This window comes from Ancylobacter sp. (genome assembly GCF_965279025.1).
Classification (GTDB): Bacteria; Pseudomonadota; Alphaproteobacteria; order Rhizobiales; family Xanthobacteraceae; genus Ancylobacter.
Window position 1 is genome coordinate 53983 of the sequence record NZ_OZ257132.1, and the last position, 26906, is coordinate 80888.

Here is a 26906-nt window from a genome sequence, read left to right on the forward strand (position 1 = left end):
GTAGCAACATTACACCTTCAGGTTGTGTCGTCAACGACAACCGACCTGCCGCTGGGATGGCCGGCAAGGCGGCCGCGTCACACGCCCCGGGCGCCGAACGCGGTGGAGCCGATCTGCGAACAGAGGAAGGCGCTGCCGAGCGAACGCGCGCCCTCGCGCAGCACCACCGATTGCCGCGGGGTGAGAACCGCGTCGATGTCGCCCAGCGCCACCGAAAAGAGCAGTGCGTGCCGCATCCGCTCGCCGGCGGCATCGGTGGCGGCACCGGCCCGCGCCTCGAAGGCGCGCGACACCCGGTCGAGTTCCACCATCGCCCGGGCGAAGCCGTCCCACGCCGCCTGCTGCCCCGGCGCGACGGCGAGGTCGGCGTGCAGGCGCGCCAGCTGCTGATCGAGCCCGCGCGGCCCGTCCGCCTCGTCGACCGGCGCCCCCTCGCGCACCATGCCGAAGGCGGCGTCGCCGTCCTGCGGCCCGCCATCGCCCCGGCCGATCATGATGGCAATGAACAGCAGGGCCGCTGCGGCGATGGCCAGCCTCACGCCGGTCGAAAAGGTCATGTTATTTCCGTAGATGTCTGCCGAACTCGAAACCCACAGATAAGCGCCAGTCCAGACGGCTCAAAAAGATACGCCGAATGCGTTGCGTCTTTCAATGAATCCCCTTACAAATTTTAAATCACGCGCTTGCTTGCAATGATGCAGCGCGGCGGCGGCTTTGCATCATCGATACTCTTGAACTGTACTTTATTACCGTCGCCGCTGGAGCGACGAAGCGGTATTCTGTTGCTTGGCTTTGGGGGCGCGGATGAGCGTAGGGTTCCTGGTCAGTTCGGTCGCCTTGGTCCTCTCGCTGCTCGTCACCGCCGTGAAATGCTTCGACTGGCTGTCCCATTCCGACCCGCGCACCATCCTGCGGGCGGGGCGGATGGTCGCTCTCCTGCTCGCCCTTGCCTCCCTTCCCGGGCTGATGGCGCTGCTGGCCTTCCAGCAATGGACCGGCGCGATGCTGCTGGGCGCGGCGATGCTGCTCGCCTTTGCTCTGGTGAACTGGCGCCGGCTTCTGCCGCGCCGCCGTTTCCGCCCGCTCTGGACGGACGAGCCGGCGCCCTCCCCGCCGCAGCGCTATGGCGCGCCGGCCGGCGCACACGGGCCGGACCCGGAACTGGCGCGGCGCGCCGCCATCGTGCTGCAGGATTATCTCGCGCTGGCGGGGCGTGCGGAAAGCCCCCGCAGCCTCGCCGACGACGCCGGGCGGGCGGACGCGGCCAGCTTTGGCGACGGGCCGATGAGCCTTGACGAGGCGCGCGCGGTGCTGGGCCTGGAGCCCGGCGCCACCGCGCCGCAGATCCGGGCGGCGCATCGCCGGCTGATGCAGCTGGTGCATCCCGACCGTGGCGGCACCGATTATCTCGCGGTGAAGATCAATCGCGCCAAGGACGTGCTCCTGGCACGCGCGACGCCGGCCGGCCGCAAGCCGGCGCGCGCGGCGCGTGCACTGCGCCCGTCGCAGGACGACGAAGACCGCAAGGGCGCCCGTCCGGCGGGCGGCGCCTAGGCATTGGACCGAAACAGCAGCGTGGGAGGGGACGATGGGCGAGCATGGCAGGGGCGAGGAACAGGACGGCCGCAGGCCCGCCATCGAGATCAGCCCTGAGCCGCTCGGCGCGGCGCGTGCGCAGATCGACGCCTATATCAGCCGGCGCGACGCGGTGGAGCGCACGGATCACGAGGAATTCCAGAACTATCTGCGCGAGAAACAGGCGCGCGCCCTCGCTGCCCAGCCGCTGCTGCCGCTGGCCCCGCCCCCGGAAGAGCCCCCCGCGCCAACGCGGCTGACCCGGCGCGGCGTCTTCAAGGCCGCCGCCGCCACGGCGCTGATCGCCGAGACCGGCGTGCTCGGCTATCACGCGGTGCAGAGCGGCGCGCTCGACGCCGTCGGCCTCGGCAGCACACCCGCCGGCGCGGCGACCGCCCAGCCGCAAGCGGCCCCGATCACCCGCGAGCTGATCGATTCCCGCGCCAGCTTCGACGGCAAGGGGCTCGGCAAATGGGTGGCCGTGCTGCCGACCAAGCTCGGCGGCGGGTGCTATGCGCTCGATCTCAACACCAACCGGGTGCTGGCCTCGATCTGGTACTGGAACTATGGCGACTTCAACCCGATCGCCCACCATCTCTGCGCCTTTCCCAGCGCCGACCCCTATCACTCGTTCGAGTTCGTCAACTCCACCCAGGGCGGCAAGAACGCGCTGATCTACGGCATCCCGACCAACATCACCGAGCCGGCGCCGGGCTTCAACATCTACCGCGTGCGCTATGACGGCGCGCAGATGCAGCTGATGGAAAACGTCTCGGAAGCCACCGGCCTCGGGCTCGGCGTGCATGTGACGATCAACCCCAAGGACGCGCAGTCCTATTTCGTCACCGACGGGCAGAAGGACATCGCCGCCTGCTTCGACCGCACGACGTCGCAGGTGAAGGCGGCGCTGAAATTCGACTGGAAGGCGAATTCCAGCCAGCTCTCCCGCGCCTGGCAGGATGGCGGCGTGCTGACGATCTACCGCATCTACCCGGACGCGGAGACCGGCAAGTACGACTATCTCGGCACCAAGGGCCAGAAGATCGACTGGGAGATGGTGCCGATGGGCGAGCTCTTCGTCGAGGAAGGCACGCTGCCCGGCGACGACCCCATGGGGCTCACCGGCGCCGACGGCACCATCTGGCACCCGAGCGGGCGCTGGGCGGCCACCGTGGTGCGGCTGTGCGGCGGCATCGCCATTCTCGACGCGGAGAACAACTTCGCGCCCAAGGCCTTCCTGCAGTTCAACACCGCCTCGCAGGACCAGTACGAGGTCGTCGAGGTCGCCGAGGACCGCTGGGAGGTGACGTTCGACAAGATCCACTCGCCGGGCCACGAGATCGGCTTTTCTCCCGACGGGCGCTTCCTGTGCATGATGAACAATCTGCGCGAGAACAACTGCTCGGTGTTTGATTCCTCCGATCCCGACCCGCGCAACTGGAAGAAGATCGCCCATGTCGAGGACCCGCTGTGGAAGGGCAAGTACCCGAACCCGTTCCACATGGTGTTCTCGCTGGATTCGAAGAAGCTCTACCTCTCCGTGCTGCATCCCGCCCCGGCAGCGAGCGGCGTGATGGTGGTGGATACCGACACCTGGACGATCAAGAAGGAAATCCAGGGCATCGGCCCGGACCTGCAGACGCCGGCCATCACCTATGACGGCAAATACGTGCTGGTGCCGTTCAGCGGCTTCCAGCGGCTGTCGAGCGGCATCGCCGTGATCGAGACCGCGACCGACAATCTCATCGGCATCCTGCCCAGTTCCGGCGGGCACCATGACTGCGTGATCGTGCCGACCGAGATGGAGCACATGAAGCACACGCGCTCATGCACGCTGTAGACGTGAGCACCCGGCGCGGGCCTCGCCACTGATGCCCGCCGCCGCGTCGTGCCGGCTAATACTCGGGCTGGCGGTGCAGAATCTCGGCCGCCGGCAGGCGCGCACCCTGCTGCTCGTCGCCGCGATCGGCCTCGCAAGCGCCGTCACCTTTGCCGGCGTGGTGGCGATGCGCAGCGTGGTCGCGAGCATGCAGGTCGGCCTCAGCCGCGTCGGCGCCGACCTCATGGTGGTGAACCAGGCGGCGCTGACCAACCTCACCCCGGCGCTGCTCACCGTCGAGCCGACCGACAGCACGCTGCCGGCCGACGCCCTCGTCCGGGCCGACCTGCCCGGCATCGCCCGGATGGCCGCGCAGCGCATCCTGCGCACCGACCAGTCCGGCCTTGGCGGGCCGGGCGAACGGGTGGACCTCATCGGCTTCGACCCGGCGACCGACTTCACCATCCTGCCCTGGCTGGCCGAGCGCCTCGCCGGCCCGATGCGGCCCGGCGACATCATCGCCGGAGCCGGGCGCGCCCTGCCGCTGGGCTCCCAGGCGGTGATCTTCGGCCAGCCCTTCCGCGTCTATGGAAAGCTCGCCCGCACCGGCTCCGGCACGCAGGAGAACGGCGTCTTCCTGCAGATGGACAGCCTGATCGGACTTGCCGGCGCGGTAAAGGCGCGCCTCGGCGTAGTGCCGCCCATGCTGGCGCGCGAAAGCGTCACCGGCTTCCTCCTCCAGCTGGCGCCCGGCGCCTCGGAGCTGCCGCTGCGCTTCGCGCTGCTCTCCAGCCTGCCGGAGATCAAGGTGATAGTCGGCGGCTCGCTGCTCACCGGCATCCGGCAGGGGCTGGTGGCGCTGCTCGGCGGCCTCGTCCTGCTGGTGACCGCGCTGGCCGCCAGCACCGCCATCATGGTGATGGTGCTGTTCTCCGCCATCATGACGGAGCGGCGGCGCGAGATCGGCCTGCTCAAGGCGATCGGCGCGCGCGCAAGCCAGATCGTCGCCCTCGCGGTGGCGGAAGCGGCGCTCGCCACGGCGGGCGGCGGCGCGCTGGGGGTGGTGCTGGGCCTGCTGCTGCTGCGCCTGTTCGAGCGGGCGCTGGTACATCATCTCGGCGAGATGGGCATTCCCTTCCTCTGGCTGGACAGTGCCGCAACGCTCGCGGTGGCGGCATTCTGCGTCGCCGGCGCGGCGCTGGTGGGCGTGCTCGGCGCGCTGGTGCCGGCCTGGCGGATGGGGCGGCGCGACACCCATGACCTGTTGTGGAAGGAGAGCTGAACATGCTCGCCTGCCGCGGCCTGACCAAGCACTACGCGACCGACCGGGGCCCGGTGACGGCGGTGCGCGGGGTCGACCTCGACATTGGGAGCGGCGACTATGCCGCCATTGTCGGGCGCTCCGGCTCCGGCAAATCCTCGCTGATGAGCATGATCGGCGGGCTCAGCCGCCCGAGTGCGGGAACTGTACGTATCGCCGGCACCGACCTGTGGGGGCTGTCGGAGGCCAAGGCGGCGGCGTTCCGCAGCACCCATGTCGGCTTCGTCTTCCAGTTCGCCAGCCTGCTGCCGAACCTGCGGGCGCTCGACAATGTCGCCCTGCCGGCGCGGCTGGCCGGCACGATGTCGCGGCGCGCCAGTGAGGAGCGGGCGGCGCAGCTTCTCGCCGATATGGGCCTGGACAGCCACGCCGAGGCCTTTCCGTTCGAGCTCTCCTCCGGCGAGCAAAGGCGAGTGGCGATCGCCCGCGCGCTGATGAACGAGCCCGGGCTGTTGCTCGCCGACGAGCCGACCTCCGACCTCGACGAGCAGACCGAGCGCGAGGTGATGGCGCTGCTGCGCGACATCAACCGCGCGCGGGGCACCACGCTGGTGCTGGTGACGCATAATCTCACGCTGGCGGCGGAAGCCGGGCGGATCATCCATATCGCCGACGGCGCGGTCGTCGCATGAGGACGCCGCGCCTGCCCGATCTCGATCGCCTCACCCCGGCGGAGAAGGACGCGCTGATCCTCAGCCTGTGGGAGACGGTGCAGGCGCTCGACCGCGACGGGCCGGCCGGCGAGGCGCGCGTGCCGGCGCAGCCTCTCCCCGCGCCGGCGGGCAGCGCGGTGCAGGCGCTGCGCCACCGCATCGGCACGACGTCGCGCTCGCGCCGCAACCAGGCCGATGCTGGGGCGCGGCGCGGCGGCGCGGCGCACGCATTGGGCCGGCTGCTCGACTACCGGCCGCTGCAGATCCTCGTGCTGCTGGTCGCGCTGGCGTTCCTCGCCGATCTCGCCCTCGGCTGGCATCAGCGCCAGCAGGCCGCCGCCCGCCATGCTGAAACGCAGCGGGTGGAACAGGCGGCCTCCAGCGGGCTGTTCATGGAATTGCTGCGCGTCGGCTATGAACCCGAGCAATCCGCCTACCGCGCGACGCTGCGGATGGAGCGGATCGGCGCCGACGGGGCGCTCTACATCCTGCAGAACCCGCCGCGCGTCTTCGTGCAGACCGGGCTGACCTGGCAGGAGGTTCCCTCGCGCGCCGCCGACGGCAAGGCATGGGGGGTGGTGGCGCTCGACGGCGGGGCGGATGTCGCGGTGCTGTTCGATGCCGATATCGAGGGCTGGTCCGAGCTGATGCCCGGCTACATGCATGTGCAGCTTCAGTTCGACCAGTTGATCAGCCTGTCGCGCCCCCCCGGCGACGACATCGTCGAGCGGGCCAACCGCTTCTATGTCTACCTCAAGCCGCACGATGCCGACGACGAGGACATCAAGCGGCGCGCCGGTTTCAAGGGCACCCCGCCGGCTTTCCTGCCGATGCCGCCGCATTAGCCGGCACGGAACGGGAAGGCCGTGCGCGGCGGCGGCAGGTGCCGCCCGGCGATGAGGGCGGACCCGTGCCAAGAAAGATTGCACGAATGATTTGACTCCGGATGAAAGCGGTTTCATTCTTCTCATGAAACCGGTTTCATCGGAGCGAAACGTGACCCGGCCACCCTACGCCAAACCCACGCCCGCGCCGACCATAAGGCTCGTCGCCCTGGAAGCCGGGGTGTCGCAGGCCACCGTGTCGCGCGCCTTCTCGCAGCCGGAACTGCTGACCTCGGCGACGGTGGAAAAGGTGCTGGGGACGGCGCAGCGGCTGGGCTATGTGCCCAACCAGGTGGCGCGGGCGCTGTCGACCGGGCGCGCCGGCAACATCGCGCTGATCCTCCCCGATGTCGCCAATCCCTTCTTCTCCGCGCTGATGCGCGGCGCGCAGGCGCAGGCCTACAAGCGCGGCTACGCCACCTTCCTCGGCGATTCCGACGAGACCGCGCATCTGGAAGACATGCTGCTCGGCAAGCTGGCCGCGCAGGTGGACGGCTTCGTCCTGGCCTCGCCGCGCCTCGACGAGAAGCTCATCCGCAAGCATGCCGCGCGCAAGCCGGTCGTCGTCATCAACCGCGATCTCGACGGCATTGGCCGCGTGCTGGTCGACACCGGCCCCGGCTTCACCGCCGCCGTCGAATTGCTGGCTGGCCTCGGCCACCGAGCGGTCGCCTATGTCGGGGCGCCGCGCACCTCGTGGTCGAGCCAGCAGCGCGCGCGTGCCGTCACCGCCGCCGGCGCCGCCCAAGGGCTCTCGGTGGTGCACATCGACGCCGGCCGGCCCAGCCACGAGGCGGGGCGCGACTGCGTGGCCGGCCTGCTGGAGGCCGGCGTCACCGCCGCGCTGGCGGTCGACGACGTGGTGGCGCAGGGCATCATGGCCGGGCTCGCCGAGCGCGGCCTGTCGGTGCCCGGCGATTTCAGCGTGGTCGGCTGCGACGACATCATCGCCGCCACCACCTACCCGCCGCTGACCAGCGTGAATGCGCGCTGCGCCATCGCCGGCGCCAACGCGGTCGACCTGCTGCTCAACGGCTTCGCCAACCCCGCGCCGCCGACCGACAGCCACGTGATTACCTGCGAGCTCGTGGTTCGCAGCTCCACCGGCCCGGCCCCCGCGCAGGTGCCGGCACCCGATACACGCGCGCCGCGCAGGCCCCCGGCCAAGGCACGCACCAAGGCCCGGGCCAGCGCCCCCGATCCGTCGAGCAGGAAGTGACCATGATTGACATTCATATCCACGAGACCAAGGCCGACAACGGCGCGGCAGCGGCCGCCTTCGGGGCCGAAGCGATCCGGCAGGCGATTGCCAGCAATGGCGAGGCCACCGTCGTGATCGCCACCGGCGCGAGCCAGTTCGAGATGCTGGAAGAGCTGGTCGCGGCCGCGGGCATCGACTGGTCGAAGGTCACCGCCTTCCACCTCGACGAATATATCGGCATGCCGGAAACCCACCCGGCGAGCTTCCGCAAATATCTGAAGGAACGCTTCACCGGCAAGCTGCCGACGCTGGGCGCCTTCCATTTCATCGCCGGCGATGCCCCCGACCTCGACGCCGAACTCGCCCGGGTCAACGCGCTGCTCGACGCGCGCACCATCGACGTGATGTTTGCCGGCATCGGCGAGAACGGACATCTCGCCTTCAACGACCCACCGGCCGATTTCACCTCGACCGTCGCCTACAAGGTGGTCGAGCTGGAGGAGCGCTGCCGCCGCCAGCAATTCGGCGAGGGCTGGTTCCCCACCTTCGAGGACGTGCCGACCGAGGCGATCTCGATGACGGTGCAGCGCATCGTCTCCAGCCGCCTCGTCGTCCTCACCGTCCCGGACGAGCGTAAAGCCGAGGCCACCCAGCACGTGCTGGAGGGGCCCGTCACCAATATGTGGCCGGCCTCCATCCTCCAGCAGCACCCCGCCTGCCACGCTTTTCTCGATCGTGCCGCCGCAAGCCGCCTCACCAGCAAGACGGCAACGGCGAACGTCTAGTCCGCACTTTGCCGGTGCCGATTGTTCGACAACAACCAGAGTGGAGAGAACAGATGTCCCTTATGCGATGGAAATCCAGCCTGCTGGCGGCGGGCGCCCTTCTCGCCGCCACCAGCTTCGGCGCCATGGCCGAGCCCGTGGTGATCAACGTGATCGACGTCGCCGGCGACCTGCAGGTCAGCCAGCCGGCGCTGGAGAAGTTCCAGGCCGAACATCCCGAGCTGATCTCGAAGTTCGTGTTCACCCAGGCGACGGCGCCCGAGCTCGCCGGAAAGCTGAAGGCGCAGCAGGACGCCGGCCGGGTCGATATCGACTTCGTGCTGACCGGCAATGACGCGCTCGCCGCCGGCATGGAACAGGGCCTGTGGATGCAGATCCTGCCCAAATATGCCGACAAGTTCCCCAACCTCAAGGAACTCTACATTCCCGGCGCCTATCTCATGCAGGAGATGGCGCGCGGCGAGGCCTTCGTCATCGACTGGTATCCGTCCGGCCCGCTGCTCGAATACGCCCCCGACCGGGTGAAGGAACTGCCCGACACCCCGGCGGCGCTCATGGCCTATTGCAAGGCCAATCCGGGCAAGTTCATGTATGCCCGCCCGGCCAATTCCGGCCCCGGCCGCACCTTCGTGATGGGCCTGCCATATCTGCTCGGCGACAAGGATCCCAAGGATCCGATCAATGGCTGGGACAAGACCTGGGCTTACTTGAAGGAACTCGACACCTGCATCGAGTACTACACCGCCGGCACCACCGCCTCGATGAAGGAACTGGCCAACGGCACGCGCGACATCATCGCCACCACCACCGGCTGGGACATCAACCCGCGCTATCTCGGCATCGTGCCGGAAGAGTATAAGGTCGGCGCCTTCAAGAACTTCACCTGGGTGGGCGATGCCAACTACATGGCAATTCCCAAGGGCATCCCGGAAGCCAAGCTCAAGGTCGTGCTGGAGCTGATGGCGTTCCTGCTCAAGCCGGCCCAGCAGGCCTACATGTTCGACCACGGCTACATGTATCCCGGCCCGGCCATCAAGGGCGTGACGCTCGACATGGCGCCGAAGGAAAGCCAGGAGACCATCGCCCAGTTCGGCCGGCCCGAATATGCCAGCCTGATCGCCGACAATCCCACCGAAGCCCCGCTCGACGCCAAGCCCCTCGTCGCGATGTTCGACAAGTGGGACCGCGAGATCGGCGCCGCGAAGATGAAGAAGTGACATGCCTCCGGCGGGCTGCACCTGCGGCCCGCCGGAACGCGTCGTGACCACCTTTTTTACCAGCAGGATTTAAGCGCGATGGCGATAGCATCCGCCGGCTTTCGCGAGCTCAGGCTCGACGGGATGAGCCGGAACTTCGGCGCGCATAATGCGCTGAAGGAGATCAGCCTCACCGTCCAGCGCGGCGAGTTCATCGCCTTGCTCGGCCCCTCAGGCTGCGGCAAGTCGACGGCGCTGAACTGCCTCGCCGGGTTGCTGTCGCTCAGCGACGGGGCGATCTGGCTCGACGAGAAGCGCATCGACACGCTGAAGCCGGAAGAGCGCGGCTTCGGCATGGTGTTCCAGAACTACGCGCTGTTCCCCCATATGAGCGTGCGCCGCAATGTCGGCTTCGGCCTGCAGATGGGCGGCGTGCCCAAGGCCGAGATCGCGCGGCGCGTCGACGAGGCGCTCAGCGTGGTGCGCCTGACCGAGCAGGGCCACAAGCTGCCCGGCCAGCTTTCCGGCGGCCAGCAACAGCGCGTCGCCATCGCCCGCGCCATCGCGGTGGAGCCGCCGCTGGTACTGATGGACGAGCCGCTGTCCAATCTCGACGCCAAGCTGCGCCTGGAAATGCGCGCGGAAATCCGCCGCATCCATCGCCTGCTCGGCTCGGCCACCATCTATGTCACCCACGACCAGGACGAGGCACTCTCGCTCGCCGACCGCATTGTGGTGCTGCGCGACGGCGAGGTGCGGCAGATCGGGACGCCGCAGGACCTCTACCGCCGGCCGCTACATGCCAACGTCGCCGAGTTCATGGGCTTCCGCAACGCCCTGCAGGGCAAGCTGCTGCGCCGCGAGGGCGACGAGGTCGAGGTCGATTGCGGCTTCGCCGGCCCCATCCGTGGCCAGGCGGTGGATGTCGCGGGCGAGCGCGTCATCGTCGCCATCCGGCCGGCCGATCTCGTGCCGATGGTCGACGGGCCGATCAATGCCGTGGTGACCGGCCTCGAATATCGCGGCGAGGCCTATTACGGCACGGCGACCGAACCGGGCGGCGCCGACCTCTATTTCCGCACCGATACCCCGCTCGCGGTCGACGCGCCGGTGCGGCTCGGCGCGCCGGCCGAGCGCACGCTGGTCTATGCGGCGGGGGGCGTGGGATGAGCGCCTCAAGCCGCCCGAGACGGCGCACGCTCGCCGACCGCGGCATTGACGGGGTAACGCTCCTCGTCCTGCCTGCGGCGCTGTTCGTGGTGCTGCTGTTCGTCTACCCGTTCATCTACGGGCTGCTGCTGTCCTTCGCTCCCAAGGAGGGCGGCTGGCTCGGCAACTACACCAAGTTCTTTTCCGACCCGTACATGTACGGCACCATCTGGCTGACGCTGCGGCTGGCTTTGCCGGTCACGCTGCTCAACATCGCGCTTTCCGTGCCGGTGGCCATGCAGGTGCGACACATGAAGCACCAGCGCCTGCTCACCACCATCCTCGTGCTGCCGATCACGCTGGGCACCGTGCTGGTGGCCGAGGGGCTGCTGAACTATCTCGGCCCGCAGGGCTGGCTGAACCGCACGCTCATCCTCTTCGGCCTCATCGACCGCCCCATCCGCCTCGTGCACAATTACTGGGGCGTGTTCATATCGCTGGTGATCACCGGCTTTCCGTTCACCTTCCTGCTCACCCTGTCGATGATCTCGGGTATCGATCCGGCGCTGGAGCAGGCCGCCGCGACGCTCGGCGCGCGAGCGCGCAGCCGCTTCCGCCATATCGTCCTGCCGCTGATCGTGCCGGGGCTGGCGGTGACGTTCTGCCTCGCCTTCGTCGATGCCTTCTCGGTGTTTCCCTCAGCGGTGATGCTGGGTGCGCCGGCCGGCGAGACGCGGGTGATCTCGTTCGCCGCCGCGCAGGCCGCCTTCGAGCAGTACGATTACTCCTACGCCTCCGCCATCGCGATGATCATGGCGGTGGTGCAGTTCGGCTTTGTCGGTCTGGTGCTGACGGCGCGGGGGCTCTTCTACAAAGGCCCGGTCGGCGGCGGAAAGGGTTGAGCATGGAAACGGCACTGGAACGGCTGTGGCGGACGCTCGTCTGGGCCTTCGTCATCTTCTTCGTCATCAACGTGCTGGCGATAATTTCGACCGTGGTCGTCAACTCCTTCGGTACGCGTTGGCTCAATTCCTGGCTGCCGGTGGCGTTCACCACGCGCTGGTACGCCTCGGCGTGGCGGGAGTTCCAGCTGGGCGACGTGCTGCTGGTGACCTTCCAGATCGCCGGCGCGGTGGTGCTGCTCTCGGCGCTCATCGGCGTGCCGGCTGCCTATGCGCTGGCGCGGCGGGATTTCCCCGGCAAGCCGCTGGTGATCGTGCTGTTCCTGCTGCCGCTGCTGGTGCCGCCCATCACCTTCGGCATCCCGCTGGCGACGGTGCTCTACAAGGTCGGGCTTGCCGGCACCATGTGGGGCGTCATCGTCGCCAATCTGGTGCCCACCGTGCCCTTCACGGTGATCCTGATGATCCCGTTCATCGAGCAGATCGACCCGAAGGTGGAGGCGGCGGCGCGGGTGTTCGGCGCCGGCACGGGCCGGCTGTTCATCCACGTCCTCGTGCCGCTGCTGGTGCCCGGCATATTGGCAGCAACGCTGCTCGCCATGGTGCGAACGGTATCGATGTTCGAGCTGACCTTCCTCACCGCCGGCCCGTCGAGCCAGACGCTGGTGGTCGCGCTCTATTACTCGGTCTTCGCCGCCGGGGTGCGGGCGGGGCAGTCGATCGACGCCATGGCGGTGATCTACATGCTCAGCACGCTGATCTGGCTGATCGTGGCGCTACGCTTCGTCAACCCGACGCAGATCGTCGCCCGGGTGAAAAAGGCCGCCGCCTGAGCCGATGGCCCCCAATAAAAAGGCCGCGCCTCCGGAGGGAAGCGCGGCCTTTTTCTTGGAACGTGCCGGGTTTCAGCGGAAGGCGGCGAGCGCCTCGTCCGGCAGCCGGTCGAGCACGCGCAGGATGCCGCGCAGTTCCGCCAGCCCCTTCATCCGCCCGGCGGCGGTGTAGCCGGGATTGCGCACCTCGTCGGCCGCTAGGTCGGAAAGCATGCGGTGGCCATGGTCGGGGCGCAGCACGATGCTGTCCCCCTCGCCCCGCCGCCGGTTCTCCGCCGTCAGCACGGCGAGCACGGCCGGCATGTCGACATCGCCGTCGAGATGATCGGCCTCCTGGAAGCCGAGCTGGTCAGCGTCGCGCCGGGTGGCGCGCAGATGGGTGAAGTGGATGCGCTCGGCGAACCGTGCCGCGATGGCCGGCAGGTCGTTGTCAGCCCGCACGCCGAGGCTGCCGGTGCAGAAGCACAGGCCGTTCGCCGGCGAGGGCACGGCGTCGAACAGTGCCGCGAAGTCCTCAGCCGTCGAGGCGACGCGCGGCAGGCCGAAGAGCGGGCGCGGCGGATCGTCGGGATGCAGGGTCAGCTTCACCCCGAGCGCCTGCGCCACCGGGGCGACGATGCCGAGAAATTCGATCAGATTGGCGCGCAGCCGCGCGGCATCAATGTTGGCATAGGCGCCGAGATAGTCGCCGAACTCGTCGAGGCTCAGCCCCTTGGTGGTGCCGCCGGGAAGGCCGGCCAGCACCGTGCGGATGAGGACGGCGACATCGTCCTCGCTCAGCCCATCGGCAACCTTGCGCGCCGCCGCCTGCTGTGCGGCATCGTAATCGGCCTTCGCGCCCGGGCGCTTCAGCACGAACAGGTCGAAGGCGGCGAAGCGGTTCTGGTCGAAGCGCAGCGCCGTCGCACCGGTGGCCAGCGGCCAGTCGAGATCGGTGCGGGTCCAGTCGAGCACCGGCATGAAATTGTAGCAGACCACGCGCGGCCCGACCGCCGCCACCGCCTCCAGGCTGGCGATCCAGGCGTCGATGGCGGTGCGGGCGCCCGCACCTTCGCGCTTGATTTCATCAGCGACCGGAATGCTCTCCACCACCGACCAGCGCAGCGGCGTGCGCGCTCCCGCACCGTCCTCGATGAGCGCGCGGCGCTCTTCCAGCTCGGCGCGCGTCCAGGCGACGCCGGGCGGCAGATGATGCAGCGCCGAGACGATGTCGGTCGCCCCCGCCTGCCGGGCATGGTCCAGCGTTACCGGATCGCTCGGCCCGAACCAGCGCCACCCTTGTCTCATCGTCACGTCTCCGGCTGGAACTGGGCGACCGCACGCGCGGCGCCGCTTTGGTAAAGACCGGTCAGCGCCGCGCGCACGGGGCGCCCAAGGCGCGGGTCGTCGGCGAGGTCGCTGCCGAAGATCTCGCGGACGCCGAGCAGCGCCGGCACCAGCCTGTCGGGCACCGGCCCGGCGGCATCGGCGAGGGCGCGCAGGCCCGCCGCCAGCGGGTCGCGCACGTCGATCGCCCGGCCCTGCTCATCGATGCCGGTGACGAAGCGCATCCAGCCGGCGAGCGCGAGGGCGAGACGGGAAATCGGCGCACCGGCGGCAAGGCGAACGCGGATCGTCGCCAGCAGCCGCTGCGGAATCTTCTGCGAGCCGTCCATGGCGATCTGCCATGTCCGGTGATTGAGCGCCGGATTGGCGAAGCGCTGCAGCAGCGCGTCCTTATACGCGGCAAGGTCGGTCTGCGTCGGCACGTCCAGCGTCGGGGTGACCTCGTCGTCCATCAGCCCGCGAATGAAGGGAGCGAAGCCCGGCGCGGCGATGGCCTGCGCCACCGTCTCGTGGCCGGCGAGGTATCCCAAATAGGCGAGTGCCGAATGCGACCCGTTCAGCAGGCGCAGCTTCATCGCCTCATAGGGGGCGGCGTTGGTGACAAGCTCGGCGCCCGCGTCCTCGAAGGCCGGCCGCCCCATGGGGAAATCGTCCTCGATCACCCATTGGCGGAACGGCTCGGTCACCACCGGCCACGCATCCGTGAGCCCCAGCCGCGCCGCCACCGCCGCGCGGTCCGCCGGGGTGGTCGCCGGCACGATGCGGTCGACCATGGTGCAGGGAAAGGCGACCTCATCGGCGACGAAGCCGCCGAGGCCGGCCTCGCGCAGGCGTGCCAGCCGGGAAACCACGCGGCGCACGAGCCGCCCATTGGCGGGGAGATTGTCGCAGCACAGCACGGTGAAGGGCGGGATGCCGGCGGCGCGGCGACGCGCCAGCGCGGCAACGAGAAACCCCGGCGCGCTGCGCGGCGCGCCCGGCATGGCGAGATCGTGCAGGATGTCGGGGTGGTCCTCGCGAAGATCCCCCGTCGCCGGATCGTGGCAATAGCCCTTCTCCGTCACGGTGAGCGAGACGATGCGCACGGCCGGGTCGCTCATCGCCGCGACGAGAACCTCCGGCGCTTCCGGCGCCACCATCAGCCCGGTGACGGCGCCGATGATCCGCGCCTTCTCGCCGGAGGGGTCGCGCTCGACCAGCGTGTAGAGGCCATCCTGCGGCGCGAGGGCGTCGCGCGTCTCAGGCGAGCGCAGGCTGGCGCCAAGGATGGCCCAGTCACGCTCGCCAGCCGCCATCCGCTCGTCGACGAAGGCCGCCTGATGCGCGCGGTGGAAGGCCCCGATGCCGAGATGCACGATGCCGGTGCGCTGCTGCGCGCGGTCATAGGCAAGCGCGGCGACGCCGGGGGCGCGCAGGCCCAGCGTGGCGGCGGACAGAAGCGACGGGGCGCTCATCGCGCGGCCTCTCCGCTGCGGCTAGCGCGCAGGGGAATGGCGGCCGGCGCGCCCTCGGCCGTGCTCTGCGCCCCGCCCTCGAAATAATCGGGTCGGGCGCGCAGCAATTCGTCGAGGCCGGGCAGCACATTGCCGAGGTGCTCGGCCATGGCGCGGTCGGCGGCGTCGGGGTCGCGCGCAGCCAGCGCGTCGAGAATGGCACGGTGCTCCTGCATCACCATTTCGCGCCGGCCGGACATCGGCAGATGCAGCACACGGCAGCGGTCGATCTGCACCTTTTCCTGCCGCGCCACCCGCCACAGATTGGGATGGCCGGACAGGATGGCGACGCGCCGGTGGAATTCCTCGTCGCCGGCATGGAAGCCGGCCCAGTCGCGGGCGCGCTCGCTCATCTCCTGCCGGTCGAGCACGAGGCGCAGCTCGGCAATGTCCGCGTCGCTCACCCGCGCCGACGCCCGGCGCACCGCGACCCGTTCCAGGGCCTCGCGAATGACCATGCCGTCGCGCAAGGCCTCGACATTGATGCGGGAGACGAAGGTGCCGCGCTGGGGGAAGATGTCGATCAGCCGCTCCTCGGCCAGCCGCAGCAGCGCCTCGCGGATCGGCGTGCGGCTCACCTGATGGCGCTCCGCCAGTTCCTTCTCCGACACGGAGGCGCCGGGCAGCATCTCACCGCCGACGATGCACTCGCGCAGCATGTCGTAGATCCGCGCCGAGGCGGGAATGGCGCGCAGCGGCCCGCGCGGCTGCGCCGGGGCCGGAGTGGGGGTGGCTGGACTCTTCACCATTGGCATGTCCATACTGATATATTAGCATATTAGAGAACGCAAACCGATCGGCTGGCGATGAGCGACCTCTCCCCTTTCACACGTCCGGCGGAACCGCGCACCATCGCCCTCGACGATGCCGACAATGTCGTCATCGCCGTGGACGCGATCGAGCGCGGCGACCTTGCGGCGGGCGTGGTGGCGCGCGACCGGATTCCGCGCGGGCACAAGATGGCGCGCAGCCGGGTGATGAGCGGGCAGGCGCTGCTGAAGTTCGGCCAGCCGATCGGGCTCGCGACCTGCGACATCGCGCCGGGCGAATGGGTGCATGTCCACAATATCAGCGCCACCGCCCTGCCTGTTTGCGACATGCAATTCCCCGCACGCGCGGCCGAGGGCGCGCATGGGGGAAGCGGGCATGCGGCCTGCATTCCCTCCACCTTCCAGGGTTACCGGCGCAGCGACGGGCGCACGGGAACGCGCAACTATATCGGCATCCTCACCTCGGTGAACTGCGCCGCCTCCGTCGCCCGCTTCGCCGCAGATGCCATCACGCGCTCGGGCCTGCTCGAAGCCTATCCCGGCATTGACGGCGTGGTGCCGATCATTCACGGCACCGGCTGTGGCCTCGCCGAGCGCGGCGAAGGGTTCGAGGTGCTGCGCCGCACCCAGTGGGGCTATGCCTGCCATCCCAATTTCGCCGCCGTCATCATGGTCGGGCTCGGCTGCGAAGTGCTGCAGATCGCCCGCATGAAGCAGCAGTTCGGCGTCCAGGAAAGCGACGGCTTCCGCACGCTCACCATTCAGGAAACCGGCGGCACGCGCCGCACGGTGGACCAGATCGTCGGCACGGTGCGCGAGATGCTGCCACGCGCGGCGGCCGCCCGGCGCACGACACGGTCGGCCAGCGAACTGGTTCTCGGCCTGCAATGCGGCGGGTCGGACGGCTATTCGGCGCTCACCGCCAATCCGGCGCTCGGCTTCGCCTCCGATCTGCTGGTGCAGGATGGCGGCACCTCGATCCTTTCGGAGACGCCCGAGATCTATGGCGCCGAGCACCTGCTGGTGCGCCGCGCCCGCGCGCCCGGCATCGGCGACCGGCTGATGGAGAGGCTGCGCTGGTGGGAGGACTACACGGTGCGGAACGGCGCCGAGATGAACAACAACCCCTCCCCGGGCAACAAGGCGGGCGGGCTCAGCACCATTCTGGAGAAGTCGCTCGGGGCCGTCGCCAAGAGCGGCCACGCCGCGCTTCAGGCGGTCTACGAATATGCCGAGCCGGTGCGCACGCACGGACTGGTCTTCATGGACACGCCGGGCTTCGATCCCGTTTCCGCGACCGGACAGGTGGCGGGCGGCGCCAACATCATCTGCTTCACCACGGGACGCGGCTCGACCTTCGGCTGCAAGCCGGTGCCGTCGCTGAAGCTCGCCACCAATAGCGAGATGTACCGCCGGATGAGCGACGACATGGACATCAATTGCGGCGACATGCTCGAAGGCGTCTCGCTGGAGACCAAGGGGCGGCAGATCTTCGATGCCCTGCTGCGCGTCGCGTCCGGCGAGCGCACGCGCTCCGAATGCCTCGGCTATGGCGAGGCGGAATTCGTGCCGTGGCAGATCGGCGCCGTGATGTGAGCGGCGAACCTCATCCCTCTTCCGCGCGTGCGCTTCTGGTAGTACCCGCTCACCCATGATGCCCTTCGCCCAGCCTGATCGCGCCCCCGCCCCTTCGGCGCGCGCGCTTCCACGCCCTCTTTCCGTATGGCTCACCGACCGCTTTTTGCCGCTATGGGCCGCCCGCGCGCTGGAAGGCGGGCAGCCCGGCTATATCGAGGCGGTGGGGCAGGATGGGCGGCCCCTTTCCTCGCCGCAGACCACCCTTGTCACCGCCCGCCTCGTCTACACTTTCAGCCTCGGCCATGAACTGGCCGGCGGCGACGCCTGCCGGGTGGCGGCGGCGCACGGCCTCACCTTCCTGCGCGAGGCCTGCCGGCTGGCGGACGGGCGGTTTGCCCATCGCCCGGTGGCTGAGGGGGAGCCGGCGCCGGCCGAGGCGGATCTGTACGAGCTGGCCTTCGTGCTCCTCGCTTTGGCGGGCTATGCCGGGGCCTTCGGCGCCGACGAGGTGCTCGCCCTCATCGCGGGCATCGCCGACGATCTCGACGGCCGGCTGGCCCATCCGCAAGGGGGCTACCGCGACACCGGCGTCGACGGCGCGCTCCGGCGCCAGTTCCCGCACATGCACCTGTTCGAGGCGTGCCAGATCCTGGCGCGGCTGCAGCCGGGCACCGGGTGGGAGCGCCGCTGCGAGGCGATCCTCGACCTTGTGGAGCAGCGGCTCATCGCTGCCGAGGGCAGCATCGCCGAGTGGTACGCGGCCGATTGGAGCCGGGCGGGCGGCACGATGGGAGCGGCTTGCGAGATCGGCCATCAGTTTGAATGGTCGTGGATGCTGGGCCGCTATGGCCGCATGTCCGGCTCGGCGCGCGCGCAGGCGCTGGGCAGCCGGCTCTACCAGTTCGGCAGCGCGCTGATCGCCGAGCCGCTCGGCCGCACGCCCTACACGCCGCTGCCGAACGCCCTCGACGCCGCCCGTCGGCCTATCGGCACACGCCGCCCGCTCTGGCCGCTGACGGAAGTGCTGCGGGCCTCGCTGGAGATGGAAGCCGGCGACGACGCGGCGGCGAGGCCATTGGCGGACCTTGCCGCGCGACGTCTGTTCGAACACCACCTCGACCCGCTCAACGGGCTCTGGATCAACGAGACGGATGCCGAGGGCGGCGCGGCAAGCGACGAGATACCGCTGCGCGTTCTCTATCACCTGCTGCCCGCGCTTGCCGCCTACAGCCAGAGGCGGGAGGGCGCCTTCGCCGGGAACAGCGTGCTGTTCGACCGCTAGCCCTTTCGACCCGGCGGGCTCAGCCGGCGCGGCGCGCGATCTGGGCCGCCAGCGCGTCCATGTCGCGCTCGCGCAGGGCGAACATCCAGTAGGGGAGCGGGATCGCCAGATTCCCGACCCGCGCCAGACGGCCCGCTTCCAGATGCGCGCTCACCGCCCGCTCCGGCAGGATGGCCAGGTGGCGCCCACCCTTCACGGCGGAGACAACCGCCAGGCTGGACGTGAGCCGCAGCTTCGGATCGAGAAGGCGGGCGGGGTCGAGCCGCTGCGCGGTCAGCCCCGCCGTGATCGTCGGCGTCAGGTCGCTCTGTTCCCAGAGCAGCGGGGCGTGCTCGGCCAGTTCGCGCCAGCCGGTATCGGCCGGCAGGCGCCGGGCGAGCGCCGGCGACGCGCAGACGACCAGCGTGTCGGCGAACAGGCGCGTCAGGCGGAACTGCGGGTGGCTCGGCATCACGCTGGTGATGCCCGCATCCGCGCTGCCGCGCATGACAAGGGCCGGCACGTCGTCGGCCTGCGTGCGCAGCAGCCTTATGCCGGGAAAGTCCTCGCCGCCCGCTGCCGCCATCTCCGGCATCCAATGATCATAGGCGTGGCCGGTGCAGGCCACGATGGCGAAGCTGTCGACGGGGCGGCGGCTCTCGATGCGCACGATGGTGAGTTCGACATCGCGCAGGATGCGCTCGGCCTCGCTCAGCAGCACCTGCCCGGCCTCGGTGAGAACAAGCCGGCGCCCCGTACGATCGAACAGCGCGACGTCGTGCTTTTCTTCCAGCTTCTTGATGCAGACGCTGACGGCGGACTGGGTAATGCCGAGCTGCTCGGCGGCATGGGTGAAGCTGCCATAATGGGCCGCCTCCAGGAAAATCTTCATCTGCTCGAAGGTCACCGCAGCTCTCCCCTCGCCGGCTACCGGCATGACGGCCCGCCCGATTGGCGGGCGTCGCGCTGGCGGTTCAAATTCGGACCACGCCCTGCCGGCGCTGCTTCCAAATCGCTCAGCGCCTGCCGCCACGATGAGCCCAATTCATCTTCGCGGCTGAGCGAGATGATGTTGCCGTCACGATATTAATAATACTTCGCAGCCATGAATTGAATATATAGCTTACTGCATTATGCGAATATTATAGTCATTTATCTGACCACAACCATCCATTACTGCACGAATTTTCATCAAATCGTTGTTTTGCCACCGCCATCGGATTCTTGGCGCACCGCTTGCCATTAAGGGGCGAGACCGCAGCAGCCATGGGAAGACGGGCGAACCTGGTTCGTCTTCTCCTCCGGCGGCACGCCCGGCATCGCCGGGGCGGTCGCGTCGCAGGAAGAACGGTGAGTGGACACATGGAAATCGGCATCTGGCTTCCCGTATATGGCGGATGGCTGCGCTCGCACGATGCGCCCACCGGGCCGGACGTGGCGTCCTGTCTCGCCATTGCGCAGCAGGCGGAGGCACTCGGCTTCGACTTCCTCTACGCGTCGGAGAATTTGCTCAACTGCATCCACGGCCCGCGCGAGAGCGTCGCCGATGCCTGGACCATCCTCGCCGCCATCGCCGCCGTGACCAACAAGGTGGGGCTGTGCGGCGCCGTGAAGCCGGGCTTCCGCTCGCCTTTCCTGGTCGCCCGCATGCTGGACACGCTGTCGCGGATTTCCGAGCGCCGGCTGGGCATGAACATCGTATGCGGCTGGTGGCAGGAGGAGTTCGAGCTCTCCGGCGTGGAATGGCTTGACCATGATGGCCGCTATGACCGCGCCGCCGCGTTCCTGCGCTCGCTGCACGGGCTGTTCAACCCGCCCGCCGAGGCCGGGGGCGTTGAGGAAGCGCCCAGCTATGGCCTCGACCCCGCCGCGCTGCCGGAAGTCTGGATCGCCGGACATTCGGACCGCGCCATACGCATGGCGGCCGAGTGGGGCGATTGCGTCTTCCTGAACGGCATGGGCGACGAGGCGTTGAAGCGGCACATCGACAATGTCCGGCAGGAGGCCAACCGGTGGGGCCGCGAGGTTCTGGTCGCGGTCAACGCCTATGTCATCGCCACCGACACCACCGAGCAGGCGCGGCAGCGCTGGAAATCCGTGGTCGCGCGCCGGAACCCGGAGACCATCGCCTTCTTCCGCGAGGTGATCGGCGCCTCGGGAGCCGCCGCCTGGGCCTCGCTCAGCGAAGACCAGATGGTCGATTCCAATGCCGGCTTTGAACTCGGGCTGATCGGCTCGTTCGACGATATCCGCCAGCGCATTCCGACGCTGGAGGCCCTCGGCGTCAACCGTATCGTGTGCCAGTTCGACGACCCGATGCGCGATGCCGGGCCCTTCATGAAGCACGTCATACGCCCGCTGCGAACCGCGCGACCGCTCGAAGTTGCAGTGAAGTGAGATCTTGGCTAATTGTCTACAGAATATATAGACCACTCGGTGAGGCCACCCATGCTCTTCTCTTTATCACCCCCCGGAAGGGCGCCGGATCCGACGCGACCCTTGGCGCCGGGAGCGTTGCCAGTGCTGCCGGAGCCTGGCTTTGCGGCGCTGCGGGCGCGCTCCCTGCCGCGCCGCCGGCCGCCTCACACTGCGCCGGCGATCCGCCGGCCGGCGGTCCTCGCGGCGAAGGGCGAGACGTGAGATGGGCATGATGACCGAGCCCCCGCACGACATCACCCGCAGCTTCAAGGATGTGTTCAGCCGGCTCGCTTCCGGCGTGTGCGTCGTCTCGTTCTGGAAGGATGGGCGCGTCCACGGCTTCACCGCGACATCGGTGACATCGGTGTCGCTGGCGCCCCTGCGGGTACTGCTCTGCCTGTCGCGCTCCAGCGACAGCCATTCGTTCCTGCTGCCCGGCATGCCGATCGGCATCTCGGTGCTGCACGCCGAGCAACAGGTGCTCTCGGAACGCTTCGCCCGCAGCTTTCGCGGCGATCATGGCTATGACGATGTCGGTCTTTCCCCGGACATAAGCCACGCGCCCGTGCTCGACGGGGCCATCGGACAGATAGCGGCGACCGTTGCGGAGATGATCCCCTCGGGCGACCACACCATCGTGCTGTGCGATGTCGCGCAGGCGCAAGCATCGAGCGATGGCGAGCCGCTTCTCTACTGCAAGAGAACCTATCACAGACTGCCCCACAGCCTCTAACCCTGCGGAGAATATCGCAATGGACAAATCAGTATTTGCGTCTATGCCGAGTCTCACGCCTACGCTCGGCTTCGCCTCGATGATCGGGCTGGGGCTTTTCTCGCTGGCGCTTTCCTACGCGGTGAAGCTGCTGCTCGTGCGCAACACGCACGACTTCATCATCGCCGACCGGCGCGTCGGCTTCGGCTTCGGCGTCGCCTCCGTCATCTCGGTATGGACCTGGGCCATGGCGGTGATGATGAGCTCCGCCATGACCTTCCAGTGGGGGCTGTCGGGCCTGTTCTGGTTCGTGGTGCCCAATGGCTTCGCCGTCATGGCGATGATCCCGTTCGCGCGGGTACTCCGGCGGAACATGCCGGAGGGCTACACGATCTCGGAATTCATCCAGTACCGCTTCTCGAAATCCAAGGTGGCGACCGGCATCGTCACGCTGACCATGATCTTCGGCATCGTGCTGGAGATCCTGATCAACCTGAAGGGAACCTCGCTGGTCGTTTCCACCGTGTTCGGCATCGACTGGCGGGTGGCGACCGTGGTCGGCATCGTCTGCGTGCTCACCTATTCCTATTTCGGCGGTCTGTGGACCAGCGTGATGACCGGCACGCTCAACACCCTGATGATCACCGTGCCGGCGGCCATCGTGGTTGCGGCGGTGTTCGCCACCATTCCGGGCGGCGCCGACGCGGTGTTCGGGGCGGTCCAGACGGTCGGGCCGGAATATCTCTCGGTACTGCGCCCCGAGGCGGCGGCCGGCTTCGGCATCACCCTCGCCTTCGGCCTGCTGGCGGCCACCGTTTCCGACCAGACGTTCTGGCAGAAGGTGTGGGCGATCAAGAGCCGCGACGTCGGGCGCACCTTCCTCTGGGCCGGCGCGCTGTTCTACCCGATCCCGATCTGCCTCGGCATGCTCGGCCTCGTCGGCATCGCCTATGGCCTGACGCCGGCTGATTTCGGCGGCGACATCGCGGCGGTGGGGCCCTACATCGTCTCGCATATCGGGCTGCCGCTCACCCTCGTCCTGCTCTACGTGCTGGTGATCCTCGCCGCCTGCTACTCCACCATTGACGGTGCCTCCTCGGCCCTGTCGTCGATCGTCGCGGTCGACATCGTGAAGCGCTATTTCCCGAGCATTTCCGAGCGGCTCCTGTTCCCGATCACCAAGATCTCGGTGCTGCTGGGCGGGCTCGTCGCCACGGTCATCGTGCTGTCGGGCGTCGACTTCACCACGCTGGTGCTCACCACCTACGCGCTGAAGACCTCGATCCTGCTGCCCCTCGTCTTCGCCATCCTGTGGCCGAGGACCAACACGCTGGGCTTTGTCGGCGGCATCGTCGCCTCCATCGCCATCGGCATGCCGATCTACGAATTCGTCGGCGAACTGGCGGGAACGCTTTCCATCGTCGCCATTGGCGGCCTCACAGTGTTCGTCTGCGGCTTGCTGGGCGGCAAGGATTTCGACGTCACCAGCCTGCGGCGGGTGAGCGACGAGATCGCCAGCCCGGTTCCCGGGGCCGAGTGAAACAGCGCTGTCACACCCTCTTCAGGAAGGAACGAACATGTACACACTCATTGTCGTCCTCGGCATAGCGGCGACTGTCCTCTTCCTCGCCGGCTTTTCGCGGGGCGTGCGGAACGCGGTTCTTGAGTACAGGCGCGGCAAGCCCGAGCCCACCGACGTGCCGCCCTATAATTATGTCGGCATGGCCGCCGTCTCGGTGGTGCTGTCGGCAAGCTTCATCGCCCTCGCCGGCGTCGCCCCGATGTGGATCTATGCCGGGCCGTTGCTGGTTCTGGGCACGGCGGCGGGCATCGGCATTGCCTTCTTCGTCGAGCGCCCCAGCGTCTGAAACAGGCCTCTCCGGCCGTTTCCCTCCGAACATTACGCATGGCCGTCACCGCACGGCCATGCCCGTTTCATGTCCTTTCAGGTGCGAGGCCCGACCATGACGACAGCGACCAAGAAGCACGCCCATCTCCTCGGCTTCATCCAGCACGGCGTGAACAGCCATGCCACCGGCATGTGGCGGCACACGCGGGACAAGATCGAGTGGAACTTCGCGCGGCCGGAATATTGGCAGCACATGGCGCGGACCATGGAACGCGGCTTCTTCGACGCGATGTTCATCGCCGACGAGCTGGCCCCCTACAACACCCATGAGGACAGCTCGGATTCCATCGTCAAATGGGCGGTGCAGTGCCCGACGCATGAGCCCTCCACCATCGTGCCGATCATCACCGGGGCCACCAAGCACCTCGGCGTCGGCGTGACGCTGTCGACCGCCTTCGAGCACCCCTATTCGATGTGCCGGCGGCTCTCCAGCCTCGACCACCTCTCCTCCGGCCGGGTGGCGTGGAACATCGTCTCGTCCTATTCCAAGAGCGAGTGGGACGCCTATGGCCAGGCGATGACCGACCGCAGCGGCCGCTATGAGCGGCTCGAAGAGTATATGGAGCTTTGCTACAAGCTCTGGGATTCCTGGGAGCCGGACGCCATCATCGCCGACAAGGAATCCGGCATCTATGCCGATCCCTCCAAGGTCAAGGTCGTCTCGCACGAAGGCAAATACTACAAATGCAATGGCCGGCATTTCTGCGCCCCCTCCCCGCAGGGCCGGCCGGTGCTGTGGCAGGCCGGCTCCTCGGGCCAGGGACGCGATTTCGCCGCCAAGCATGCCGAGGCGATCTTCGCCGTGCATCCCAATGTCGACCGGATGAAGGGCTACGCCGCCGACCTCAACGCGCGGCTGTCGGGAACCTATAACCGCGCCCCGGGCTCGGTGAAGCTGATCTACGGCCTGCAGACCGTGGTCGCCGACACGCGCAGCGAGGCTCAGGAGAAATACGAGCGCATCCGCGCCTGCATCCCGCCCGAGGGCGCTCTGGCCTGGATGTCCGGCCATTTCGGGCTGGATTTCTCCAAGTTCGAACCCGACGCCATCGTGCAGAACATCGAGGTGCCCGGCATTCAGGGGCTGTTCGATTCCATCATCTATGCCAAGGGCGGTGCGCCGGTGACGGTGAAGGAGGCGGCGATGATCTATGCGCAGGGCATGGGCATGCCGGTCGCGGTCGGCACCGCCGCCGACATCGCCGACCAGATCGAGCACTATATGGACGAGGGCGGCGCCGACGGCTTCATGCTGGCGGCCACCTACACGCCGGGCTGCTTCGAGGAATTCGTCGATCTCGTCGTGCCGGAACTGCAGCGGCGCGGCCGCATGCGCACGCGCTATCAGGGCAGCACGCTGCGCGACAACCTGCTGGAGCATTGAGGCCGGGCACGCGCCGGCAACCGCTTCCGGCCCTCGACCCCGTGGTGGCCGACCCTGCCCGCAGGCGGCCGCCACACGCTCCTTTTCCGGCGCGGCGCCTGATCGCACGCCGCCCGATTTGCTGGTATGACGCGGCATGGGAGTGAGGCTGTCGAAACGGGAGTCGTGCCGTGCTTACTGAGCAGGAGGAGATCGAGGAGAGCGTTTCCGATCAGCTCCGTATCCTCGCCGCGGAACTGCGCCGCCATCGCAAGGAGAGGCAGCTTTCTCTCGAAACGCTGAGCGCGCTGTCCGGTGTCAGCCGCTCGATGATCTCCAAGGTCGAGCGCGGCGAGACCGTTCCCTCGACCGGCACGCTTTCGCGCCTTGCCGAAGCGCTCGGCACCACCTTTTCCCAGCTCATGGTGGCGCATCCGGTGGAAAGCGAGATCGTCGTGATCCCCGCCGACCGCCAGCCGATCCTCAGCGATGCCGTCTCCGGTTATCAGCGCCGCTGCATCTCGCCGGTGCTGCCCGGGCGCGGGGTGGACTGGGTGCTGAACACCCTGCCGCCGCACGGCACCAGCGGCGAGTTCGTTGCCCATCGGCGCGGCGTCGAGGAGTATATCTACGTGCTCAAGGGACGGCTCGAAGCGCGGGTCGGTTCCCGCCGCGTCCAGTTGGAGCCGCGCGACGCGCTGTATTTCCAGGCGCATGAGACGCACCAGTTCACCAATCTGGGCGCCGGCGAGTGTGAGTATTTTTTGATCATCAACAGCTCGGGCCTGCGCGGATAAGGGGCTTTCCCTTGGGTGGAATTTATTCCACTATTTGCTTCTTTCTAAAGGAGCAAACCGCGTATGCCTGCCCGCACCATCATCAGCACCCCCTCGGCGCCCAAGGCGGCGGGCCCCTACTCCCAGGCGATCCGCGCCGGCGGTCTCGTCTTCGTCGCCGGGCAGTTGCCACTGGACCTTGACGGCAACATCCCCGACGGCATCGAAGCGCAGACCCGCCAGTCGCTGGCCAATGTCGACGCGGTGCTGATCGCCGCCGGCGCTTCCGCCGCCAGCGTGGTGAAGACCACGGTTTTCCTCAAGGACATGAATGACTTCGCCGCGATGAACGCGGTCTATGCCGGCACGTTCGGTGAAGCGCTGCCCGCCCGCTCCACCATCGAGGTCGCCCGCCTGCCGCGCGACGTTCTGGTCGAGATCGAGTGCATCGCGCTCGTCGAACAGGCGTGAGGAGCGGACGATGACGGACTGGAAAGGCGGCATCCTGCTGCACATTCACATCGCCCCGGCGGCCTCCCACGAGATGGAGGAACTGCAGGAAGCGCGCCTCGTCGCCGGCAAGGGAATCGAGGGCGACCGCTACTTCCTCGGCACCGGCACCTATTCGCCCAAGCCCGATATCCGCGAGGTCACGCTCATCGAGATCGAGGCGCTCGAGGCGCTCGCCAAGAACGACCCGCCGCTGCAGAGCGGCCCGATCGACCTCGCCCCGATCGACCACCGCCGCAACCTCACCACGCGCGGCGTGCCTCTCAACCATCTGGTGGGCAAGCGTTTTCGGGTGGGCGAGACCATCCTGCGCGGCGGCCGGCTGAACTTCCCCTGCAAATATCTGGAGGAACTGCTCGGCGAGCCGGTGTTCCTGCCGCTCTACAACCGCTCCGGGCTCAACTGCTCCATCGAGAGCGGCGGCGTCATCCGGCCGGGAGACGCCATCGAGCCGCTGGACGAGTAAGCCCTT

General features: G+C 68.2%; 26 protein-coding genes. 21 read left to right on the top strand and 5 right to left on the bottom strand.

Annotated elements, in window-relative coordinates; all coding sequences use genetic code 11:
- Positions 1–77: 77 nt before the first annotated feature.
- Positions 78–557 carry a hypothetical protein gene (locus tag ACQY76_RS00205; RefSeq protein WP_428030916.1) on the bottom strand — a complete coding sequence of 160 codons (480 nt, stop codon included), beginning with the start codon at positions 555–557 and terminating at the stop codon, positions 78–80.
- A gap of 247 nt (positions 558–804) precedes the next feature.
- Between ACQY76_RS00205 and ACQY76_RS00210 the strand changes: the two genes are divergently transcribed.
- The 11 genes from ACQY76_RS00210 to ACQY76_RS00260 all read left to right on the top strand — a co-directional run bounded on the left by ACQY76_RS00210 (position 805) and on the right by ACQY76_RS00260 (position 12318).
- Positions 805–1554 (top strand): hypothetical protein, encoded by a 750-nt coding sequence (locus tag ACQY76_RS00210; RefSeq protein ID WP_428030917.1) that lies wholly within the window; start codon positions 805–807, stop codon positions 1552–1554.
- Between the two features lie 34 nt (positions 1555–1588).
- Positions 1589–3415 (top strand): hypothetical protein, encoded by a 1827-nt coding sequence (locus ACQY76_RS00215; protein WP_428030918.1) that lies wholly within the window; start codon positions 1589–1591, stop codon positions 3413–3415.
- A 31-nt stretch (positions 3416–3446) separates the two neighbouring features.
- Positions 3447–4676, top strand: a complete 1230-nt coding sequence (locus tag ACQY76_RS00220) for an FtsX-like permease family protein (RefSeq protein ID WP_428030919.1) — start codon at positions 3447–3449, stop codon at positions 4674–4676.
- A gap of 2 nt (positions 4677–4678) precedes the next feature.
- On the top strand, positions 4679–5347 hold the full coding sequence (locus ACQY76_RS00225) for an ABC transporter ATP-binding protein (protein ID WP_428030920.1): 669 nt from the start codon (positions 4679–4681) through the stop codon (positions 5345–5347).
- Positions 5344–6213 (top strand): hypothetical protein, encoded by an 870-nt coding sequence (locus ACQY76_RS00230; protein WP_428030921.1) that lies wholly within the window; start codon positions 5344–5346, stop codon positions 6211–6213. Before ACQY76_RS00225 ends, ACQY76_RS00230 begins: the two co-directional genes overlap by 4 nt.
- Positions 6214–6364: 151 nt before the next feature.
- Positions 6365–7471: a LacI family DNA-binding transcriptional regulator gene (locus ACQY76_RS00235; protein ID WP_428030922.1), complete on the top strand. Its 1107-nt coding sequence runs from the start codon at positions 6365–6367 to the stop codon at positions 7469–7471.
- A 2-nt stretch (positions 7472–7473) separates the two neighbouring features.
- Positions 7474–8238, top strand: coding sequence for a glucosamine-6-phosphate deaminase (locus tag ACQY76_RS00240; RefSeq protein WP_428030923.1), 765 nt, complete (start codon positions 7474–7476; stop codon positions 8236–8238).
- Between the two features lie 53 nt (positions 8239–8291).
- The gene (locus tag ACQY76_RS00245) at positions 8292–9455 is read left to right on the top strand and encodes an extracellular solute-binding protein (RefSeq protein ID WP_428030924.1); all 1164 of its coding nucleotides are present in this window, start codon (positions 8292–8294) and stop codon (positions 9453–9455) included.
- Positions 9456–9533: 78 nt separating this feature from the next.
- The gene (locus ACQY76_RS00250; RefSeq protein WP_428030925.1) at positions 9534–10604 is read left to right on the top strand and encodes an ABC transporter ATP-binding protein; all 1071 of its coding nucleotides are present in this window, start codon (positions 9534–9536) and stop codon (positions 10602–10604) included.
- The gene (locus ACQY76_RS00255; protein WP_428030926.1) at positions 10601–11485 is read left to right on the top strand and encodes an ABC transporter permease; all 885 of its coding nucleotides are present in this window, start codon (positions 10601–10603) and stop codon (positions 11483–11485) included. The genes ACQY76_RS00250 and ACQY76_RS00255 overlap by 4 nt, the downstream gene beginning before the upstream one ends.
- Before the next feature lie 2 nt (positions 11486–11487).
- On the top strand, positions 11488–12318 hold the full coding sequence (locus ACQY76_RS00260; RefSeq protein WP_428030927.1) for an ABC transporter permease: 831 nt from the start codon (positions 11488–11490) through the stop codon (positions 12316–12318).
- 72 nt (positions 12319–12390) lie between these two features.
- Here ACQY76_RS00260 and uxuA read toward each other — a convergent pair whose 3' ends face one another.
- The 3 genes from uxuA to ACQY76_RS00275 are packed head-to-tail and all read right to left on the bottom strand — an operon-like array spanning position 12391 to position 15886.
- On the bottom strand, positions 12391–13605 hold the full coding sequence (gene uxuA / locus ACQY76_RS00265) for a mannonate dehydratase (protein ID WP_428030928.1): 1215 nt from the start codon (positions 13603–13605) through the stop codon (positions 12391–12393).
- Between the two features lie 2 nt (positions 13606–13607).
- On the bottom strand, positions 13608–15098 hold the full coding sequence (locus ACQY76_RS00270) for a mannitol dehydrogenase family protein (protein ID WP_428030929.1): 1491 nt from the start codon (positions 15096–15098) through the stop codon (positions 13608–13610).
- Positions 15095–15886, bottom strand: a complete 792-nt coding sequence (locus tag ACQY76_RS00275; RefSeq protein ID WP_428030930.1) for a GntR family transcriptional regulator — start codon at positions 15884–15886, stop codon at positions 15095–15097. Before ACQY76_RS00275 ends, ACQY76_RS00270 begins: the two co-directional genes overlap by 4 nt.
- Positions 15887–15943: 57 nt before the next feature.
- Between ACQY76_RS00275 and ACQY76_RS00280 the strand changes: the two genes are divergently transcribed.
- Both ACQY76_RS00280 and ACQY76_RS00285 read left to right on the top strand, forming a co-directional pair.
- Positions 15944–17503 (top strand): UxaA family hydrolase, encoded by a 1560-nt coding sequence (locus ACQY76_RS00280; RefSeq protein WP_428030931.1) that lies wholly within the window; start codon positions 15944–15946, stop codon positions 17501–17503.
- 55 nt (positions 17504–17558) lie between these two features.
- Entirely contained in the window at positions 17559–18767 is a 1209-nt protein-coding gene (locus tag ACQY76_RS00285; RefSeq protein WP_428030932.1) for an AGE family epimerase/isomerase, read from the top strand.
- A 19-nt stretch (positions 18768–18786) separates the two neighbouring features.
- On the opposite strand, the gene ACQY76_RS00290 is transcribed toward ACQY76_RS00285, so the two are convergent.
- The gene (locus ACQY76_RS00290; RefSeq protein WP_428030933.1) at positions 18787–19683 is read right to left on the bottom strand and encodes a LysR family transcriptional regulator; all 897 of its coding nucleotides are present in this window, start codon (positions 19681–19683) and stop codon (positions 18787–18789) included.
- A gap of 425 nt (positions 19684–20108) precedes the next feature.
- Here ACQY76_RS00290 and ACQY76_RS00295 point away from each other — a divergent pair, with 425 nt between their 5' ends.
- The 8 genes from ACQY76_RS00295 to ACQY76_RS00330 all read left to right on the top strand — a co-directional run bounded on the left by ACQY76_RS00295 (position 20109) and on the right by ACQY76_RS00330 (position 26900).
- Positions 20109–21143, top strand: coding sequence for an LLM class flavin-dependent oxidoreductase (locus ACQY76_RS00295; protein ID WP_428030934.1), 1035 nt, complete (start codon positions 20109–20111; stop codon positions 21141–21143).
- A gap of 250 nt (positions 21144–21393) precedes the next feature.
- Complete coding sequence (locus ACQY76_RS00300; protein WP_428030935.1) at positions 21394–21897, top strand: flavin reductase family protein; 504 nt, start codon at positions 21394–21396, stop codon at positions 21895–21897.
- A 43-nt stretch (positions 21898–21940) separates the two neighbouring features.
- A complete protein-coding gene (locus ACQY76_RS00305; RefSeq protein ID WP_428030936.1) occupies positions 21941–23416 on the top strand; it encodes a sodium:solute symporter family transporter in 1476 nt (491 codons plus the stop codon).
- A gap of 37 nt (positions 23417–23453) precedes the next feature.
- Positions 23454–23744: a hypothetical protein gene (locus tag ACQY76_RS00310; RefSeq protein WP_428030937.1), complete on the top strand. Its 291-nt coding sequence runs from the start codon at positions 23454–23456 to the stop codon at positions 23742–23744.
- A gap of 96 nt (positions 23745–23840) precedes the next feature.
- Positions 23841–25169, top strand: a complete 1329-nt coding sequence (locus tag ACQY76_RS00315; RefSeq protein ID WP_428030938.1) for an LLM class flavin-dependent oxidoreductase — start codon at positions 23841–23843, stop codon at positions 25167–25169.
- Positions 25170–25339: 170 nt separating this feature from the next.
- Positions 25340–25945 (top strand): helix-turn-helix domain-containing protein, encoded by a 606-nt coding sequence (locus tag ACQY76_RS00320; RefSeq protein ID WP_428030939.1) that lies wholly within the window; start codon positions 25340–25342, stop codon positions 25943–25945.
- Positions 25946–26008: 63 nt separating this feature from the next.
- Positions 26009–26395: a Rid family detoxifying hydrolase gene (locus ACQY76_RS00325; RefSeq protein ID WP_428030940.1), complete on the top strand. Its 387-nt coding sequence runs from the start codon at positions 26009–26011 to the stop codon at positions 26393–26395.
- 10 nt (positions 26396–26405) lie between these two features.
- Complete coding sequence (locus ACQY76_RS00330) at positions 26406–26900, top strand: MOSC domain-containing protein (protein ID WP_428030941.1); 495 nt, start codon at positions 26406–26408, stop codon at positions 26898–26900.
- Positions 26901–26906 lie beyond the last annotated feature (6 nt).

What these genes read in the sequence shown, in the direction of transcription:
- ACQY76_RS00205 (WP_428030916.1), bottom strand. Translation starts at nt 557, where the DNA reads ATGACCTTTTCGACCGGCGTGAGGCTGGCCATCGCCGCAGCGGCCCTG.
- ACQY76_RS00210 (WP_428030917.1), top strand. Translation starts at nt 805, where the DNA reads ATGAGCGTAGGGTTCCTGGTCAGTTCGGTCGCCTTGGTCCTCTCGCTG.
- ACQY76_RS00215 (WP_428030918.1), top strand. Translation starts at nt 1,589, where the DNA reads ATGGGCGAGCATGGCAGGGGCGAGGAACAGGACGGCCGCAGGCCCGCC.
- ACQY76_RS00220 (WP_428030919.1), top strand. Translation starts at nt 3,447, where the DNA reads ATGCCCGCCGCCGCGTCGTGCCGGCTAATACTCGGGCTGGCGGTGCAG.
- ACQY76_RS00225 (WP_428030920.1), top strand. Translation starts at nt 4,679, where the DNA reads ATGCTCGCCTGCCGCGGCCTGACCAAGCACTACGCGACCGACCGGGGC.
- ACQY76_RS00230 (WP_428030921.1), top strand. Translation starts at nt 5,344, where the DNA reads ATGAGGACGCCGCGCCTGCCCGATCTCGATCGCCTCACCCCGGCGGAG.
- ACQY76_RS00240 (WP_428030923.1), top strand. Translation starts at nt 7,474, where the DNA reads ATGATTGACATTCATATCCACGAGACCAAGGCCGACAACGGCGCGGCA.
- ACQY76_RS00245 (WP_428030924.1), top strand. Translation starts at nt 8,292, where the DNA reads ATGTCCCTTATGCGATGGAAATCCAGCCTGCTGGCGGCGGGCGCCCTT.
- ACQY76_RS00250 (WP_428030925.1), top strand. Translation starts at nt 9,534, where the DNA reads ATGGCGATAGCATCCGCCGGCTTTCGCGAGCTCAGGCTCGACGGGATG.
- ACQY76_RS00255 (WP_428030926.1), top strand. Translation starts at nt 10,601, where the DNA reads ATGAGCGCCTCAAGCCGCCCGAGACGGCGCACGCTCGCCGACCGCGGC.
- ACQY76_RS00260 (WP_428030927.1), top strand. Translation starts at nt 11,488, where the DNA reads ATGGAAACGGCACTGGAACGGCTGTGGCGGACGCTCGTCTGGGCCTTC.
- uxuA (WP_428030928.1), bottom strand. Translation starts at nt 13,605, where the DNA reads ATGAGACAAGGGTGGCGCTGGTTCGGGCCGAGCGATCCGGTAACGCTG.
- ACQY76_RS00270 (WP_428030929.1), bottom strand. Translation starts at nt 15,098, where the DNA reads ATGAGCGCCCCGTCGCTTCTGTCCGCCGCCACGCTGGGCCTGCGCGCC.
- ACQY76_RS00275 (WP_428030930.1), bottom strand. Translation starts at nt 15,886, where the DNA reads ATGGTGAAGAGTCCAGCCACCCCCACTCCGGCCCCGGCGCAGCCGCGC.
- ACQY76_RS00280 (WP_428030931.1), top strand. Translation starts at nt 15,944, where the DNA reads ATGAGCGACCTCTCCCCTTTCACACGTCCGGCGGAACCGCGCACCATC.
- ACQY76_RS00285 (WP_428030932.1), top strand. Translation starts at nt 17,559, where the DNA reads ATGATGCCCTTCGCCCAGCCTGATCGCGCCCCCGCCCCTTCGGCGCGC.
- ACQY76_RS00290 (WP_428030933.1), bottom strand. Translation starts at nt 19,683, where the DNA reads ATGCCGGTAGCCGGCGAGGGGAGAGCTGCGGTGACCTTCGAGCAGATG.
- ACQY76_RS00295 (WP_428030934.1), top strand. Translation starts at nt 20,109, where the DNA reads ATGGAAATCGGCATCTGGCTTCCCGTATATGGCGGATGGCTGCGCTCG.
- ACQY76_RS00300 (WP_428030935.1), top strand. Translation starts at nt 21,394, where the DNA reads ATGATGACCGAGCCCCCGCACGACATCACCCGCAGCTTCAAGGATGTG.
- ACQY76_RS00305 (WP_428030936.1), top strand. Translation starts at nt 21,941, where the DNA reads ATGCCGAGTCTCACGCCTACGCTCGGCTTCGCCTCGATGATCGGGCTG.
- ACQY76_RS00310 (WP_428030937.1), top strand. Translation starts at nt 23,454, where the DNA reads ATGTACACACTCATTGTCGTCCTCGGCATAGCGGCGACTGTCCTCTTC.
- ACQY76_RS00315 (WP_428030938.1), top strand. Translation starts at nt 23,841, where the DNA reads ATGACGACAGCGACCAAGAAGCACGCCCATCTCCTCGGCTTCATCCAG.
- ACQY76_RS00325 (WP_428030940.1), top strand. Translation starts at nt 26,009, where the DNA reads ATGCCTGCCCGCACCATCATCAGCACCCCCTCGGCGCCCAAGGCGGCG.
- ACQY76_RS00330 (WP_428030941.1), top strand. Translation starts at nt 26,406, where the DNA reads ATGACGGACTGGAAAGGCGGCATCCTGCTGCACATTCACATCGCCCCG.